Genomic DNA, 16,022 nt, shown 5'->3' with positions numbered 1-16,022 from the left:
GCGAACCGGTATCCACTTCGCCGGGAAACGCTCTAAAAAATGGAGAGCGGCAATGACGAGAGAAAGCCTGAGCCGTCGCGAGGTCGTTCGCACAATGGCGGCCGCGAGCGTTGGAGCCACGCTGTCGCCGGTTGTGGCTGCCGCGCAGCAAGTCAAATGGTCTGGTGGCACGGAACGACCGAAGATCCCGTTGCCGCCGGGGGCCGTCGATTGCCACCATCACATCTACGATGCGCGCTATCCTGCCGATCCTAAGGCGAGTCTGCGGCCCGCGGACGCGTTGGTCGCCGACTATCGCGATCTCCAGGCGCGGCTCGGCTTTGCTCGGCACGTCATCGTACAGCCGTCGACTTACGGCACCGACAACCGCCTGTTGTTGGATTCGCTGAAGGAATTCGGCGCCTCTGCACGCGGAATCGTTGTCGTGAAGGACGATATTGCGGACGCGGACCTCAAGTCCATGCACGACCTCGGCGTTCGCGGCGTAAGATTCAACCTCTCCTACCCTGCCGGCGCGCCGGTGGAAATGATGCAGCCGCTTGCGGGGCGCATTGCAGCTTTGGGCTGGCACGTCCAGGTCGTCGCCGGCGCCGAGCGGATCGTCACTTACGCAGACCTCCTCAGCAATCTGCCTGTGCCCGTCGTGTTCGATCACATGGGACAGCTTCCCGGAGTCTCGCATGCCGCCTTCGGCGTGATCGCAAAGCTCCTGGAACAGCGCAAGGCCTGGGTCAAATTGTCCGGCGCCTATACTTTCTCGAAGATTGGTCCGCCGACCTACTCGGACGCTGCAGAGATCGCCAAGGCCTTTGTGAAAGTCGCGCCGGGGCGCCTCGTATGGGGTACGGACTGGCCGCACCCCACCGCGGCCGAGAACGCAAAGCCCGATGATGCGCTCATGGTGGATCTTACGTCCGACTGGATTGGCAACGATGCTTTGCGCAAGCACATCTTCGTCGAGAATCCAGCTACCTTGTACGGCTTCTAGCTCGAAGGAGCAGGGCAAATCTGATGCCCCATTGGGAGGATAGGATGCTTGCCCGCAACTCGGAACCCAGTGCGACGACTGCCCGGCCGATCGACCGGCGACTCAAGAAGATCCTGTCACTTGCCGATTTCGAGACCGCCGCCAAGCGTCATTTGCCACGCCCTCTATTTGGCTATGTTTCCGGCGGAGCCGAGGACAATGCAACGCTGCGCGACAATCGACGCGTGTTCGAAGAGTTCAGCTTCGTGCCACGCGTTCTACGGAACGTGTCTGCACGCAGCCAATCGGTGACCTTGTTTGGTCAGGGCTATGCATCGCCCTTTGGACTGGCGCCAATGGGATTAAGCGCGCTAACCGCGTTTCGTGGCGATTTGGTGCTTGCAAGGGCGGCCGCGGCTGCCGGCATCCCGATGATCCTGAGCGGTACCGCACTCATTCCAATGGAAGAAGTTGTGGCTGCGGTCCCTTCGATCTGGTTCCAGGCCTATGTGCCCGGCGAAATCCCCAAGATCGCCGCGCTGATCGATCGCGTCGACCGCGCCAACATCCAAACCCTGGTGCTGACCGTCGACACCGCAGTTCTTGCCAACCGTGAGAACAATGTGCGGGTCGGCTTCTCTACGCCATTGAGGCCGAGCCTGCGGCTGGCGTGGGATGGCCTCACCCATCCCCGCTGGTTGCTGAACACCGCGTTGCGCACTCTTGTCACGCACGGCATGCCGCACTTCGAAAACTCGTCCGCAACACGCGGCGCCCCTATTCTTTCCTCACGAGCGATCAGGGACTTTGGCGCAAAGGACCATCTGAACTGGAAGCACCTCGAATTCATTCGCAAGCAATGGAAGCGAACTCTTGTGGTGAAGGGCCTATTGAGCCGAGAAGATGCACGCCTCGCCAAGGAGGGAGGCGCGGACGGCATCATCGTCTCCAATCATGGCGGGAGGCAACTGGACGGCGCGGTCTCTCCGCTTCGGGTTCTTCCAGAGATCGTCGAGGCCGTCGGGCCCGATTTCCCGGTCATGATGGACAGTGGAATCAGGCGCGGCACGGATGTGCTGAAGGCGCTGGCTCTGGGAGCGAAATTCGTCTTCGTCGGTCGCCCGTTCGGTTATGCCGCTGCCGTTGCAGGCGAGCTTGGCGTCAGGCACGCCATTCGAATTCTGTCCGATGAGGTGCAACGCGATCTCGGCTTGCTCGGCCTCCTCTCGATTTCGGAATTGAGCGCGGCGCAGTTGCGCGCCTCGCGTTCTTTCGAGCCCAATCTGATTTGAGTGGAAGGACCTCGTCGGCAGGGCCCACGTCACCCCTCAGGTGGCAGCGAAGCGCTCCTGCGATTGCCCCACTTCATGGAGGGCCGCCGCGGGAGCCGGTCCGCAGCGGAAGCCCTCACTTCCAGGACGCGAGCGTTGCCTGGGCGCATTCGTTCATGACGGTGAGCGCTCGTTGAACCGTCGCCTCACCCAGGACAAACGGGTTGGGACCACCGGCGGCTATCGCCGCGAGCTTGGCAAGCGCGCCATCGAAATGCTCGTGGTTTGAGATGAACACGTCCACGCCCTGCTCCTTGGCGATGCCGCGCGCTCGTGCCGTCGCATCGATGTAAGCCTGCATGCGTTCCGGCTTCTTTCCGAAATTGAAGCCGGTTCCGCCCCACAACAGCGCGCGATGCTTCTGTGAACCGGACCGGACGTCGAACAGCGGCGAGATGGTCCCCATCGTGTGGCCCGGCGTAACCAGAATGTCGACCGTCGTGTCGCCGAGCGAGACTTTTTGCCCATCAACGACCGAAATGTCCCGTTTGGGCGGCCTGCCCCAGAGTGGAGTGTCGAATTCGAGCTTGGTCTCCATCATGGACCAATCGGCCTCGCTTGCGACGATACGCGACTTGTATTTCTCCACGAAATAGTTGGCGCCACCATAGTGGTCGCCATGTCCGTGGGTGACGATGATGGTCTTGACCGCCGCCGGATCGAGGCCAAGCGTCTTCAACCCGCCCTCAACGATGCGCGCGGCCTCTTCCTCATTGTCCATCGCATCGATCAGAATGATGCCATCGGATGTCGTGATCGCCCAGCAGCTCACCCATGCGCTGCCGACGAAATACAGATTGTCAAATGCCTTTCCCGGCGGAGGCGCCGGAATCTTCATGCGCTCTTCGAGCGACACGGGAGGCGCCTTGTAGTCCGGATCCGCGGCGTCGCCGAGCACGAGGTAAGAGCCGAGATCAGAACCGGCAGCCTCCTTCGCGGCCGCCAAATGACGGGCGACATCCGGTGAAGGCGTCGCGGCATAGACGGCCGGTGCGGCCACGGCCAGGCAGCACGCGCATCCGAATTTCAGGAAACTTCGCCTGCTTGCACCGGCAGTGGAGATGCCCTCAGCGATCGAAGCTCCAGAGGTTTGTCGGAAAAGCGTCATTGCCGTACTCCCTGACTTATTGGTTTTCTTCCGGGGTGGAACGTGTTTCAGGCCAGGGCACAGCGCTTGTGCGCGCCACGCGCAGGTCGCGTCATGACTTCGCTGTCGCCATTTCCGTCTCGCGCGCGGCGCCGCGCCCCAGGGAGAGGACGCAAACCACCGCCACAGCGCAAAGCAGCGCGAGCGGCAACATTCCGAGCACAAAGCTGCCGGTCCGCTCCTTGACGAGCCCGACCACGTTCACCATGAGGCCACCGCCGATCAGGTTCGCAACCGCGTTGATGCCGGCAAGGCCCGCAGCGAGCGTGCTCGGCGAAAGCCAGCTCGACGAGAGCGCCCAGAACGGACCCTTGAAGGCATACGCACCGACCAGGCAGCAGGTTACCATGATGATGGTCGGCACAACCGCAGTTCCGGTCAGCCCCAGGGCGGTGAAGCCACCCGCCGCGAGCAGCAGCGGGATCGCCGTGTGCCAGCGCCGCTCGCCCGTCCTGTCCGAATGGCGTCCCCACAGCACCATGAGCACGGTCGCAATTCCATAGGGGATCGCGTTGACGAACCCTGTCTGCAGGGTCGAGAGGCCGAACGACTTCAGGAGCTGCGGTTGCCAAACCGACAAGACACTTCCCGTCGCGGACGCACCGGAGCACACCAGGGCCATCACAAGAAAATATTTGTTGGTGGCAAGTTGCCACAACGACAGGTGCCCGACCGGCTTGCGCGTGGCCGCTTCCGTTTCCATGCGCCCGGTCAGCCAGTCGCGCTGCTCGGCGGTGAGCCAGGAGGCCTGGGCGGGCTTGTCGGTCAACAAGAACAGGCAGGCTACCCCCAATAACACTGTCGGCAATCCTTCGAGAATGAAGAGCCATTGCCATCCGCGCAGGCCGAGCGCACCGTCAAGCTCGAGCAACCCGACCGATAAAGGCGAGCCCAGGAAGGTCGCGAGCGGAATGGATACCGTGAAGGTCGCCAGGATGCGCGCCCGGTACTGGGAGGGAAGCCAGTAGGTCAGATAGAGGATCGCGCCGGGAAAGAAGCCGGCCTCGGCAGCGCCCAGGATGAAACGCATGGCATACAGCGAATATGGCCCGACGACGAAAGCCATGCACGCCGTCACCAGCCCCCAGGTAATCATGATCCGGGCGATCCACCGCCTGGCGCCGATCTTCTGCAGTGCCAGATTGCTGGGCACCTCGACGAGGAAGTAAAAGACGAAAAACAGACTTGCCGCGAAGCCGAACATCGCGGGCGTAAGACCGAGATCCTTGTTCATCTGCAACGCAGCGAAGCCGACGTTTACGCGATCGAGCAATGCGAAGAAGTAGCAGACCATCAGGAACGGAACGAGGCGCAGGAGCACCCTGCGCATCGTCACCTTCTCGATCTGGCCGACGTCTGTCCGAACGATTGTCACGTCCGCCTCCCTGTTCATCTTGGACTTTGCCTCGGACCTATTCTGGTCCTATCCGGCTTTCGGCCTTATTTGGCGGCCTTGGTCTTGGCTACGATCGCGTCGATCGCGATCTTGTAGTTTTCGGGAACGACGCCCTTGAAGTGCTCCTTGAGGCCCAGGCTGTCCTTCCAGCGGAGCCGCGCCACCGTTGCGCGTGCCATCAGCGGTTCGACGCCGGCATCTTCCACCGCCTCTGCGGCCATCTCGATCTCTTCCGTTCGCCGCTTGGAATGAATGACGCCGGAGGGGGTCAGGCTCTCAACCGTATCCATGAATGGTCGGGTCAACGTCTTGGAGGCGGACGCCAGCACGGCTTCGTCGAGGCCGTAGGAGCGCGCCGCCAGCACCATCTCGTCGATCAGCGCCTCGGTGCCCTTGAGCAGCACCGAGCGCAGAATCTTGATGCCGGAGGCGGTCCCGAGCTTCTCGCCCACATATTCGATGCTCATGCCCCAAGGCACGAGCAGTTCGATGACGCGTGGCGCGGCGGCACCACTCGACAGCATATGCATCGAATAACCATTCTTGGGCGTCCCCATGATGGAGCCATCGCCGAGAATAGCGCCGGTCTTGGCCAGACGCTCGGCCACGCCGTATTTCACCTTCGGGGTGGCGGAGGCGAAATCGAGGAAGGTGTGGCGGCCGTCGAGCACGGACACGAACGCGTCCGCGCTCGCGAGCGATGAGGAGCCCGGAGTTACACTGAAGATCAACTCGGCCGCATCCGCCAGTTCCTTATTTGATTTGACCAGCGTGACGCCGGCCGCTTTTGCGCGACTCTGGATCAGGTCGGCATAAGGCCCGTCAAAGGCGTATTTGTCATAACAGAAGATCTGCTCCAGGCCCGCCCCGCGCAGGCCTTTGCCCAACGTGCTGCCGATCTCGCCATAGCCGACCAGGCCGAGGCGAAACTGTTGCTTTTGGCTCATTCTCTACTCCTTCGCTGAATTTCTTGAGGTCATGCGCGCGCCACTCTGGATGAGGCGGACTTGCCTTCCCGCAAGCTGACGCCGACGAACCGGATGAGGACGGCGGCCAGCGCAAGAAATCCGGCCACCGAGATCAGCGCCCAGGAGAAGCTGCCGGTAGCCTGGCGGATTTCGCCAATGAGATACGGGCCGACGAAACCGCCGAGATTGCCGATCGAGACGATGAGCGCAAGTCCGCCCGCGGCGGCGCTGCCGGTGAGGAAGCTCGAGGGGATCGGCCAGAAGGTCGACTGGTAGCACATGATCCCGACGACGGCGCCGCAGAGTGCGATGATGGAGATCAGGGCCGACGACGTCGCATAACCGCACACGATCAGCGCCATAGCGCCCACGAGCAGCGCGGATGCCACGAACCAGCTCCGTTCGCCGCCGCGATCCGAGAGGCGCGCCCACAGCATCATGGCCACAGCGCCACAAACATAAGGCAGAGCGGCAAGAAAACCCACGGTCACCACGCTGAAGCCGAACCCTTTCAGGATCTGCGGCATCCACAAGCCGAGACCGACCGAACCGATGATGGCACAGAAGTTGATGCACGCGCATGCGAGCACCCGCCAGTTGGTGAAAGCATCCCTCAACCTCGATGGGTGCTTGGTGGCAATCGCCTCGCGCTCGCTGGCCAGCACACCGGCAAGCCACGCCCGCTCCTCGACGCTCAACCATTTTGCCTGATCCGGCTTGTCCGTCAGGGTGAACAGGCAGACGAAGCCGAGGATCGTTGCAGGCAGACCTTCGATGACCAAAAGCCACTGCCAACCGTGCAGGCCTCCAAGGCCGTTCAGGGTCAGCAGCAAACTCGAAAGCGGTGCGCCCAGGATGTTCGCGATCGGGATACCGAGCAGGAACGCTGCCGTCGCCCTGCCTCGGACGCGCGCGGGAAACCAGTAGGTGAAATACAGAAACACGCCCGGCGTGAAGCCCGCTTCGCCGAGCCCCAGCAAGAAGCGCATGACGCCGAAGCTTACAGGGCCGACCACGAAAGCCGTAGCGGCCGAGAGCAGACCCCAGGTGATCAAGATCCGCGCGATCCACTTTCGCGCGCCGACGGCCTGTAGGGCGAGATTGCTCGGCACCTCGGCCAGGAAGTAGCCAAAGAAGAACAGGCCTGCGCTCCAGCCGAACTCGGACGGCGAGATGCCGAGATCATGGTTCATCGTCAGGCTGGCGACCCCGACGTTCACCCGATCGAGGTAGGCGACGATGTAGCAGAGCAGCAGGAACGGCACGATCCGCCAAAGGACCTTCGAGAGGATCTTCTCCTGCTCGGGCGTAAGATCGGCGCCGGCCGAAACGGCGGTAACACCTGCCATGAAGTTCCTCCAGAACGACCGTTGTTCCCCCGGTCGTGGTGTCCCATTAACAAAAATAGAACGGCGTTGCAATCGATTTTAGAACGCCGTTTCATTTTGCGAGTTTGCCCAACGGGCTTCTACCGGCCCATGACAGACGGTTCCTGGTGTTCTGCTCAGATGGCTGGGATCACGGCGGGCATTATCCGCGCGACCTGGGAACCGGAAAATACTGCAGGGCTCGATGTTGTCGTGGGCCCGACGCTCCGCCGCGCGCATCCGCCTCAGGCCTGAGTGCCCCCAAAGATCTCACCATTTGCGATGACTTGACGAGCCAGATCGGCCAATCGTTTGGCAGCGGGCGACAGGGTCCGGTCGCTGCGCGAGATCAACGCGATGCTCCTGGCGAGCTTTTCAGGCCCGATCGGGATCCCGGTCATCGAACGACTGGCCGTGAGCTTGAGGACCGAGCGTGGGAGGATAGCAACGCCAAGGCCCGCCTCTGCCATCGCGAGCAACGTCAAACTATGAAGACAATCGTATTTGCAGGGCGAGGGAAGCCCACGCTTCTTCATCTCGGCCTCGAACAGCTGACGCATCGACGTCGCGGGTGCAAGATGCAGAAGCGGCAACTTCGACAGCTCTCTCAGTGAAATGCTGCGCCTCGGTCCGGGAATGATGCTTTTCGGCGCAAGCGCAACGATTGGATCGTGCAGCAACACCTCGACCAGGAGATCTGGCTCCTGGGGAACGGCCTGGGCTATCGCGAAGTCGATGGAGCCATCGCGTAGCGCGGCAAGCAGCCCATCCGATGCAATCTCGCGCAGAAAGACCCGCACATTGGGATAATCGCGCTCGAACGTTGCCAGGATGGTCGGCCCGCAGCCCGCCGCGATCGTTGGAGCGACGCCGAGGACGACCCGTCCGTGCCGAAGCTCTGCAGTTTCGTTGATCACACGGAGGCTATGTTCGATCTCCTTGAGAGCCAGGCGGGCACCGTTCAGCAATTCATCGCCTTCCGGCGTCAACCCAACGGATCGCGTCGTGCGATGCAGCAGCGCCAATCCGAGCTGACGCTCCAACTCCTTCACTTGCGCGGATACGGCGGACTGGGACCGCCCCGTCATGTCCGCCGCGATCCTGAAGCTCTTGTGCTCGGCCACAAGCACAAAGGTCTGCAACAGCTTCGGATTGAAGTTCATCAGGTTGAGTGTCGGCCGCGCCATCGCACGCTTGGATCCCTGCATTCGAGAATTATCCTGCAAATCTTATCAATCGCCAAGATAAATTCGCTTCACGGGCTATTCCGACGTCTCCACACTGGCTGAAAGAGAAGTGCGGGAGGATGACGACGTGGATATTGGCGTGAAGGGCAAGGTTGCTCTTGTTTTCGGCGCAGGCGGCGGACTTGGCGGCGCGATTGCAAAGGCGCTTGCAGCCGAAGGTGCAAAGATCGCATTGGCCGATATTGCCGAGGACGCGGTAAAAGCCACCGCCGCAGAGATTGCGAAGTTTGGCGGCGCTGCCCGCGCTTATCAATGGGACCTCGTTGACATCGCAGGTATCCCGCACAAGATCGCGAAAATTGAAGCCGACCTCGGCCCCGTCGACATCCTGGTCAACAACACCGGCGGCCCTCCTCCGACCCCCGCCTCAGGCCAGGATGCTGCGCTCTGGTCGAAAAGCTTCGAGAGCATGGTGCTCTCCGTCATAAAAGTAACGGACGCCGTCTTGCCCGGCATGCGCGCGCGCAAATGGGGCCGGATCATCACGAGCACGTCGTCCGGGGTCGTCGCTCCAATTCCAAACCTGGGCATCTCGAACGCCCTGCGCGCCGGCCTGGTCGCCTGGTCGAAAACGCTTGCCCGCGAGGTCGGGACCGACGGGGTGACCTGCAACATTGTCCTTCCCGGCCGGATCGCCACACCGCGCATCAAGTTTCTGGACGAAAAGAAAGCTGAACGCGAGGGACGGTCGGTCGCCGACGTCTCGCGCGAAAGCGAGAGCTCGATTCCGGTCGGCCGCTATGGCGATCCCGCTGAATATGGAGCTGTCGTCGCCTTCCTGGCCGGTCGGCCCGCATCCTACGTGACCGGATCCGTGATCCGTGTCGACGGAGGGTTGATCGCGAGCATCTGAGACGACGAGTCGACATCGCGCATCAAGACGCGAGACGAGCGAACAATACTGAAAAACATGGGAGAGAGATGCACATGAGTGCCACGACCAGTCACGTCGGCGACGTGCCGACGATCGGAGTTGGAAGAGCAAGATGGCTGATTGTTCTGCCGGCAGTCTTCATCATGTACACGATCTCGTTCTTCGATCGCGTCAACATCGGGATGGCTCTCCCGCACATTGCCAAGGAACTCGGACTGACGCCGGTCCAGGCCGGTTGGGTTGGCGGCTCGCTGGCCTGGGGCTATGCGATCACGCAGCTCGCGGGCGGCTTTCTGGCGCTGAAGTTCGGGTCGCGGCGACTGATCGGGTTGTGCCTGGTGCTGTTCGGCGGTGCGGCCATTGCGACCGGACTGGTGCGGAATCTCTGGGAGCTCATCGCAGTCCGCTTTCTGCTCGGCCTGTTCGAAGGTCCCATCTACGCAGCGACGTCGATGTTTCTCGCCCAATGGTTCGTCAAGCGCGAACGTGGACGCGCATTCGGCATTTGGAACCTGAGCCTGGGAATTGGTGGCTTTCTTGCCGGCCCGATTTCAGGAGCGATTCTGTCGACGTATGACTGGCGCCTTATGATGATCGTGGAAGGCGTCCCTGCCTGGATCTTCTGCGCGATCTGGTTCATGTCGGTTCCCAAGTCGATCGACACCGCCTCCTGGTTGTCCGATGGGGACCGTCGGCTCATCAAGAGCGAGCTTGCCGCCGAGCAAGCGGCTTATTCCACTTCGACCACCGAACCCTGGTGGAAGATCTTCAATGAGCCTGCGGTATGGCTGATGACGGCCGGATTTGGCCTCAACAGCATACTCCTTTACGGTTTCACGCTGTGGTTGCCCGCGATTCTCAAATCATACGGGACGCTGAGTGAATTCATGGTCGGCCTGTATGCCGGCGCTCCATTCCTGACGACGATGCTCGGCATCCTCTACATCACCAATCGATCCGACAAGCACGGTCAGGAGCGTCGCTGGCACGCCGCAGTGCCAACGATGCTGACAGGCACGCTGATGATCGCGGCGGCATTCATTCCGCTGCAGTTCTATGCGCTCCAGATCGCAGCCTTCATCATCATCGGCTTTCTCATGAAGATGCTGGTGCCGCTCATCTTTGCGCGGTTGACCGAAATCCTGCCGCTCGGCAAGGCCGTTCCCGCGGTGGCATTCGTGAGCGGCGTCGGCAATCTGCTCGGACAGTTCTTCGGTCCGCTGATCATCGGATATGCGAAATCGATCTCTCCGACCTTCACGCTTTCACTGGTCATCATCGGGGTTTGCTCCGTCGCAGGCGGCATCTGCGTTGCGCTGTCCCGCAGCCGAACCACGGTTTCCACGACTTAGCCTCCGCCTCTTCTTGCTTTGAGAGACCACGACATGACGAAACTTATCGACGCCACGGCCCGAGGGGTCTATCCGATTTCCGTGACCCCGTTCCTGGACAACGGTGCCATTGACGTTGCGAGCATGGACAGGCTCGTCGACTTCTTCCTGGAGATCGGCGTGCCCGGGATCACCCTGCTCGGCCTTCTGGGCGAGGCAAACAAGCTGTCGAAGGAGGAGTCGATCGATCTGGTCCGCCGTGTCGTTCGCCGCCTCGACGGGCGCGCCCAGGTGATCGCCGGGGTCTCACAGGCCGGGTTCGACGAGTTTGCCTCCCTCGCGACGGCAGTGATGGGCGAAGGAGCCTCCGGCATCATGGTCGCGCCGGCCCCCTCGTTGAAGACCGAGGATCAAGTGCTCGGCTTCTTCGAAGCGATTTCCGCGCGCATCGGCGAACACGTGCCGATCGCGCTCCAGGACTATCCGCAGAACACCGGCGTCTATATGTCGGTCGACACGCTTGGCCGCATCATCGAACGCGTACCGAACGTTCAGATCGTCAAGCACGAGGAAGGCTCGGCGCTGCGCAAGATCACGAAAATGCGTGCGCAGGAGGCGAACGGCGGACGTCGCCGGGTTTCGATGCTCGTCGGCAATAGCGGCCTGCATCTGCCTCAGGAGCTCGCGCGCGGCGTCGACGGCGCCAATACCGGTGTTGCTTTCCCCGAAATCCTGATCGAGGTCTGCAACCGCTTTTTCGCCGGGAATGCGGAGAGCGCCGAAGATCTCTACGACATCTTCCTGCCCGTCATTCGCCACGAGTGGCAGGTCGGGATCGGGCTCGCAATTCGCAAGGAAGTGTTCCGTCGCCGCGGCCTGATCGCAACGGCCAAAACGCGAGCGCCCGGCCCTTCGCTCGATCGCGACGACCATGCCGAGCTGTCGCGTCTGCTGGCGCGCCTCGAGCGCCGCGTGGAGGCGGCCGGAGAGTCCGGTCTCATCCGGTCCTATCGCGTGAAGCAGGCGGCCTGAGATGAGTCGCGCTCTCAAGCTTCAGTCGGAGCCCGACGCACTGCCGGCGCTCGATGATGTCCGCGCCGCGGCTTCCCGCCTCGCGGGTGTGGCACATCGCACGCCGGTCATGACGTCCACCACCGCCGACGCGCGCGTCGGCGGGCGGCTGTTTTTCAAGTGCGAGAACTTCCAGCGGATGGGGGCCTTCAAGTTCCGCGGAGCCTATAACTTCATCTCGCAGCTCAGCGATGCGCAGCGTCGTGCGGGAGTGATCACCTTCTCGTCGGGTAACCACGCCCAGGCGACGGCGCTGGCCGCGAAGCTGTTGGGAGCCCCGGCGCGGATCCTGATGCCACACGATTCCGCGGCATCGAAAGTCGAGGCAACCAAAGGATATGGGGCAGCCGTCCAGATCTACGACCGCTTCTCGACCGATCGCGACAAGCTCGCTGCCGACATCGCCGCAGAGCATGGACTCACGATCGTCCCTCCCTATGACCACAAGCAGATCGTTGCCGGCCAGGGCACGGCGACCCTCGAGTTGACCGAAGAGGCGCCTCCTCTCGATGTGGTGGTGGCAACGTTGGGAGGCGGCGGCTTGCTCTCCGGCGTTTCGATCGCGGCGCATGGCATCAACCCGAACTGCAAGGTGATCGGCATTGAGCCGGCTGGCGGCGACGACGGCTTGCAATCAATCAGGGCAGGTAGGGTAATCCGGATCGCACCTCCGAAAGGCCTTCCCGAAGGCGCTCTCGCAACCCACCTTGGCGCGCTCAATTTCGAGATCATCCGCCACCACGTGCACGACATCGTGCTCGTCACCGATGACGAGATCATTGCGGCGATGAAATTTCTCGCTCAGCGCATGAAGCTCGTCGTCGAGCCGACCGGCGCCCTTCCATTGGCCGCTTTGCTAGCAGGCAAGTTGGACGTCGCGGGCAACAATGTCGGCGTGATCGTCAGCGGCGGCAATGTCGATCTCGATCGTTTCGGCCGGCTTATTTCCTGAGGATTTCTGATGTCGTCCTTGTTCTCGAACATTCCGTCGATCCCGATCGATCCGATCATCCGGCTCTGGCAGGACTTCACCGCCGATCGCAATCCTGACAAGCTCAACCTGGTGCTCGGGGTCTACACGGATGCCGATGGCGCCGTGCCAAGACTGCGCTCCGTCCAGAAGGCCGAGCGCAAATGGATCGATCAGGCGCTGCCGAAGACTTACCGTCCGCTCGAAGGCACCCCTGGCTATCGCACCGCCGTGCAGGATCTGCTTTTCACGGCAAATGCCGGCACGATCGGCCGTGAACGAGTCACTACGCTCCAGACGATCGGCGGCACCGGGGCTCTGAAAATCGGGGCTGACGTGCTGGCGCGCCTCGCTCCACGGGCGACAGTGGCCGTCAGCAATCCGAGCTGGGAGAACCATCGCTCTTTGTTCGATGCGGCCGGCTTCGAGGTGGTGAGCTACCCCTATTACTCGGCCGAACTCGGCGGCATCGATTTCGAGGCCATGCAGGCCTTCCTGCGCCGCATGACGTCGGGATCGATCGTTGTGCTTCATGCCTGCTGTCACAATCCGACCGGAAACGACCTGACGCCCGATCAGTGGCGGACTGTCATATCCATCCTGAAGGCGCGAGGCCTCATTCCCTTCATCGACATTGCCTATCAGGGCTTCGGGGACGGTCTCGATGACGACGCCCTGGTGCTGGGCATTCTCGCTGAAGCCGAGATGGAATTCTTCGTGGCTTCGTCGTTCTCGAAATCCTTCTCTCTCTATGGAGAACGGGTCGGAGCACTGACTATCGTCGCCGAGAATGCCGATGCCAGGAAGAAGGTCGAAGACCTCGCCAAACGTATCATTCGCACGAGCTATTCAAATCCACCAACCCATGGCGCGGTTCTCGTCGAGACCGTCCTGACCACGCCGGAGCTCCGTGCCGACTGGGAGCGGGAGTTGGGAGAGATGCGCGAGCGCATCGTGGCGATGCGTCGACGGCTCGCCGAAAGCCTGCAGCAGCAATTTCCCGAGCGCAGCTTTGATCGCATCAAGGCACAGAAGGGCATGTTTTCCTATTCCGGCCTGACCGCCCAGGAGGTCGAACGGCTCCGCGTCGAGCACAGGATCTACGCCGTCGACACGGGTCGCATCTGTGTAGCGGCCTTGAACGAACACAATATCGGACGCGTCCTGGATGCGCTCGGACAGGTATTGGCCGGCTAGACGCAGGAAGATCACCGATGTCCCCTCCCCTCAAGCGCGTATTCCGCTTCGATCTCTGGATCAATCCGGTCTTCGACGAGCGCATGCGCACTCAGACTGACATCCAGCTCGATATTGGACGTCTGGCCGAGCCGGATGAACGCAACGCGGCCCTGCTCGAGCAGGCCCACATCTACCAGATCTCACCGGCGCGAGATGAATTGCCACTCAAATGGCACGCGCGCGGGGACCTGCTGAAGCGCTTTCCCAATCTCCTGGCGGTATCCTCGGGAGCAGCAGGCTTCGACACTGTCGATGTCGATGCCTGCACCCGTGCCGGCGTTGCCGTGGTCAACCAGGTCGGCGGCAACGCACGATCGGTAGCCGAGCTCGCCATCGGGCTGATGTTGTCAGTATCGCGCAAAATTCCGGTGTCCGACCGAAAGCTTCGGACGGAGCGCGGCTTTTCCCGTGAATCCCTCATGGGGCACGAGATTTCGGGAACTACTATCGGCATCGTCGGCATCGGACATACGGGACGCCAGGTCGCACGCCTGGCAAGCGCTTTCGACATGAAGGTCCTTGCTCACGACCCGCTGCTCTCAGACAAGGAAATCCGGTCACGAGGCGCCGAGCCGGTCGACCTCCCGACATTGCTGGCCGCTTCCGACTTCGTCTCTCTCCATTGCCCGCTCGACGATACGACGCGTGGCATGTTCGGTGCGCACGCGTTCGCGTCCATGAAGAAGGGCGCAGTGTTCATCTCGACGGCGCGCGGCGGCGTTCACGACGAAGCGTCGCTTGCCGAGGCGCTGACATCGAGCCATCTCGCAGGCGCCGGGCTCGATGTGTGGATGCCGGAGCCGCCACCGCTCGATCATCCGCTCCTCAAGCTCGACAACGTCGTCGCCACCTATCACACGGCGGGCGTAACACATGAGGCGCGCCGCAACGTTGCCGCTTGGGCCGCGGATCAATTGATCGGACTGCTGCAGGGCGAGAAGCCGCCGCGCCTGGTCAATGCCGAGGTTTGGCCGGTCGTCCTCGAGCGCAGCGCAGGCCTCCTCAAGGCCAACGCGCCATGCGCGTTGCAATCGTCGTGAATGTGGAGAGAGCTGTGATTTTCATATCTGAGCAGGAGACTGCCGCTGCCATCAGCCACGAACTGGCGTTCGAGGCGGTTCGCGAGGCGTTGATCCTGGCAGTATCCTCCAACAGCAAAGTCTTTCCCGCCGTCATTGCGCATGGCTCCGACAACGGCAATCGCTTCTCGGTCAAGGCTGGCGTCGCCGGCGACATCGCCGGCACCAAGATGGGGTTCAACTGGCCTGCCAACAAGAAGAGAGGCGTTCCATCCCACAATTCCGTGACGATCCTCATCGACCAGACCGTCGGCCGCATCGGCGCCGTCGTGGAGGCCGGACTCGTCAACGCCTACCGGACGTCAGCGGCGGACGCGGTGGCCGCTGATCGTCTTGCACGCCCTGACTCGCGTACCCTGGCAGTATTTGGCGCCGGCAATCAGGCCGGATACGAATGTCTGGCTTTGGCCCGAATCCGGCCGATTGATCGCGTTCTCGTCGTCACGCCCGATGTCGAGACGGAAGGCGATCGTTTCATCGCGCGTCTGGCTAAGCACGGCTTGCGCGCGGAGATATCCGATCGCGAGGCTGCTTGCCGGACGGCCGACATCATCGTTACCGCGACGCCGTCCACCTCGCCGCTTTTTGAAGCGGATTGGGTCAAGCCGGGAACGCACATCTCGTCCATGGGAGCCGATTCCAAAGGCAAGCAGGAGCTGCCCCCTGCACTGTTCAAGCGCGCAAAGCTGTTCTGCGACCTGCCGGAACAGTCGACGACGATTGGCGAATTCCAGCATGCCGCGCCGCTGATCGCGACCGGGGATGTCGGCCTGACGGCGATCGGCCTGGTCCTGACGAACAAGGCCGACGGCCGCACATCGCCTGACGAGATTACGATTTTCGACAGCTCGGGCATCTCGCTACAGGACCTCTGCGTGTGCCAGAAGCTCGTGGAACTCCTTCGGCCAAAACGGGCCAAGGACTGACGATATTAGCTGGGGACAACCGTCGCATGCTCCTCCATATCGGCCCCTGCTCCCAGCGGCGGCGCCGAAATAGAGCATTGCAAGTTTTTTAGAACGGTGTTTCATTTTA

At 61.9% G+C, this 16,022-nt stretch carries 14 protein-coding genes; 9 read left to right on the top strand and 5 right to left on the bottom strand.

Annotation, left to right across the window (positions count from 1 at the left end; all coding sequences use genetic code 11):
• Window positions 1-52: 52 nt before the first annotated feature.
• Both ACV1FX_RS01310 and ACV1FX_RS01305 read left to right on the top strand, forming a co-directional pair.
• Complete coding sequence (locus ACV1FX_RS01310) at window positions 53-988, top strand: amidohydrolase family protein (RefSeq protein ID WP_473115725.1); 936 nt, start codon at window positions 53-55, stop codon at window positions 986-988.
• 44 nt (window positions 989-1,032) lie between these two features.
• Complete coding sequence (locus tag ACV1FX_RS01305; protein WP_473115724.1) at window positions 1,033-2,259, top strand: alpha-hydroxy acid oxidase; 1,227 nt, start codon at window positions 1,033-1,035, stop codon at window positions 2,257-2,259.
• Between the two features lie 115 nt (window positions 2,260-2,374).
• On the opposite strand, the gene ACV1FX_RS01300 is transcribed toward ACV1FX_RS01305, so the two are convergent.
• The 5 genes from ACV1FX_RS01300 to ACV1FX_RS01280 all read right to left on the bottom strand — a co-directional run bounded on the left by ACV1FX_RS01300 (window position 2,375) and on the right by ACV1FX_RS01280 (window position 8,384).
• Entirely contained in the window at window positions 2,375-3,406 is a 1,032-nt protein-coding gene (locus tag ACV1FX_RS01300) for an MBL fold metallo-hydrolase (protein WP_473115723.1), read from the bottom strand.
• A 91-nt stretch (window positions 3,407-3,497) separates the two neighbouring features.
• Window positions 3,498-4,838: an MFS transporter gene (locus ACV1FX_RS01295; RefSeq protein ID WP_473115722.1), complete on the bottom strand. Its 1,341-nt coding sequence runs from the start codon at window positions 4,836-4,838 to the stop codon at window positions 3,498-3,500.
• A 47-nt stretch (window positions 4,839-4,885) separates the two neighbouring features.
• On the bottom strand, window positions 4,886-5,788 hold the full coding sequence (locus ACV1FX_RS01290; protein WP_473115721.1) for a DUF1932 domain-containing protein: 903 nt from the start codon (window positions 5,786-5,788) through the stop codon (window positions 4,886-4,888).
• A gap of 29 nt (window positions 5,789-5,817) precedes the next feature.
• Window positions 5,818-7,158, bottom strand: a complete 1,341-nt coding sequence (locus ACV1FX_RS01285; protein ID WP_473115720.1) for an MFS transporter — start codon at window positions 7,156-7,158, stop codon at window positions 5,818-5,820.
• 263 nt (window positions 7,159-7,421) lie between these two features.
• Window positions 7,422-8,384 (bottom strand): LysR family transcriptional regulator, encoded by a 963-nt coding sequence (locus ACV1FX_RS01280; protein ID WP_473115719.1) that lies wholly within the window; start codon window positions 8,382-8,384, stop codon window positions 7,422-7,424.
• A gap of 106 nt (window positions 8,385-8,490) precedes the next feature.
• Between ACV1FX_RS01280 and ACV1FX_RS01275 the strand changes: the two genes are divergently transcribed.
• The 7 genes from ACV1FX_RS01275 (at window position 8,491) to ACV1FX_RS01245 (ending at window position 15,913) form a co-directional block, all read left to right on the top strand.
• Complete coding sequence (locus tag ACV1FX_RS01275; RefSeq protein WP_473115718.1) at window positions 8,491-9,276, top strand: SDR family oxidoreductase; 786 nt, start codon at window positions 8,491-8,493, stop codon at window positions 9,274-9,276.
• Window positions 9,277-9,350: 74 nt separating this feature from the next.
• Window positions 9,351-10,649 (top strand): MFS transporter, encoded by a 1,299-nt coding sequence (locus ACV1FX_RS01270; protein ID WP_473115717.1) that lies wholly within the window; start codon window positions 9,351-9,353, stop codon window positions 10,647-10,649.
• Window positions 10,650-10,682: 33 nt separating this feature from the next.
• On the top strand, window positions 10,683-11,660 hold the full coding sequence (locus tag ACV1FX_RS01265; RefSeq protein ID WP_473115716.1) for a dihydrodipicolinate synthase family protein: 978 nt from the start codon (window positions 10,683-10,685) through the stop codon (window positions 11,658-11,660).
• 1 nt (window position 11,661) lies between these two features.
• Complete coding sequence (locus tag ACV1FX_RS01260) at window positions 11,662-12,651, top strand: threo-3-hydroxy-L-aspartate ammonia-lyase (RefSeq protein ID WP_473115715.1); 990 nt, start codon at window positions 11,662-11,664, stop codon at window positions 12,649-12,651.
• A 9-nt stretch (window positions 12,652-12,660) separates the two neighbouring features.
• Window positions 12,661-13,866: an amino acid aminotransferase gene (locus ACV1FX_RS01255; protein ID WP_473115714.1), complete on the top strand. Its 1,206-nt coding sequence runs from the start codon at window positions 12,661-12,663 to the stop codon at window positions 13,864-13,866.
• 17 nt (window positions 13,867-13,883) lie between these two features.
• The gene (locus tag ACV1FX_RS01250; RefSeq protein WP_473115713.1) at window positions 13,884-14,948 is read left to right on the top strand and encodes a hydroxyacid dehydrogenase; all 1,065 of its coding nucleotides are present in this window, start codon (window positions 13,884-13,886) and stop codon (window positions 14,946-14,948) included.
• Window positions 14,949-14,962: 14 nt separating this feature from the next.
• Complete coding sequence (locus ACV1FX_RS01245; RefSeq protein ID WP_473115712.1) at window positions 14,963-15,913, top strand: ornithine cyclodeaminase family protein; 951 nt, start codon at window positions 14,963-14,965, stop codon at window positions 15,911-15,913.
• Window positions 15,914-16,022: the final 109 nt, after the last annotated feature.

It is taken from the genome of Bradyrhizobium ingae (assembly GCF_055791185.1).
The sequence above is the reverse complement of the archived record's forward strand: the minus strand, read 5'-3'. Positions and strand labels throughout refer to the sequence as shown.

Coding starts and splice junctions, on each gene's coding strand:
- ACV1FX_RS01310 (WP_473115725.1), top strand. CDS start 53: ATGACGAGAGAAAGCCTGAGCCGTCGCGAGGTCGTTCGCACAATGGCG.
- ACV1FX_RS01305 (WP_473115724.1), top strand. CDS start 1,033: ATGCTTGCCCGCAACTCGGAACCCAGTGCGACGACTGCCCGGCCGATC.
- ACV1FX_RS01300 (WP_473115723.1), bottom strand. CDS start 3,406: ATGACGCTTTTCCGACAAACCTCTGGAGCTTCGATCGCTGAGGGCATC.
- ACV1FX_RS01295 (WP_473115722.1), bottom strand. CDS start 4,838: ATGAACAGGGAGGCGGACGTGACAATCGTTCGGACAGACGTCGGCCAG.
- ACV1FX_RS01290 (WP_473115721.1), bottom strand. CDS start 5,788: ATGAGCCAAAAGCAACAGTTTCGCCTCGGCCTGGTCGGCTATGGCGAG.
- ACV1FX_RS01285 (WP_473115720.1), bottom strand. CDS start 7,158: ATGGCAGGTGTTACCGCCGTTTCGGCCGGCGCCGATCTTACGCCCGAG.
- ACV1FX_RS01280 (WP_473115719.1), bottom strand. CDS start 8,384: ATGCAGGGATCCAAGCGTGCGATGGCGCGGCCGACACTCAACCTGATG.
- ACV1FX_RS01270 (WP_473115717.1), top strand. CDS start 9,351: ATGAGTGCCACGACCAGTCACGTCGGCGACGTGCCGACGATCGGAGTT.
- ACV1FX_RS01265 (WP_473115716.1), top strand. CDS start 10,683: ATGACGAAACTTATCGACGCCACGGCCCGAGGGGTCTATCCGATTTCC.
- ACV1FX_RS01260 (WP_473115715.1), top strand. CDS start 11,662: ATGAGTCGCGCTCTCAAGCTTCAGTCGGAGCCCGACGCACTGCCGGCG.
- ACV1FX_RS01255 (WP_473115714.1), top strand. CDS start 12,661: ATGTCGTCCTTGTTCTCGAACATTCCGTCGATCCCGATCGATCCGATC.
- ACV1FX_RS01250 (WP_473115713.1), top strand. CDS start 13,884: ATGTCCCCTCCCCTCAAGCGCGTATTCCGCTTCGATCTCTGGATCAAT.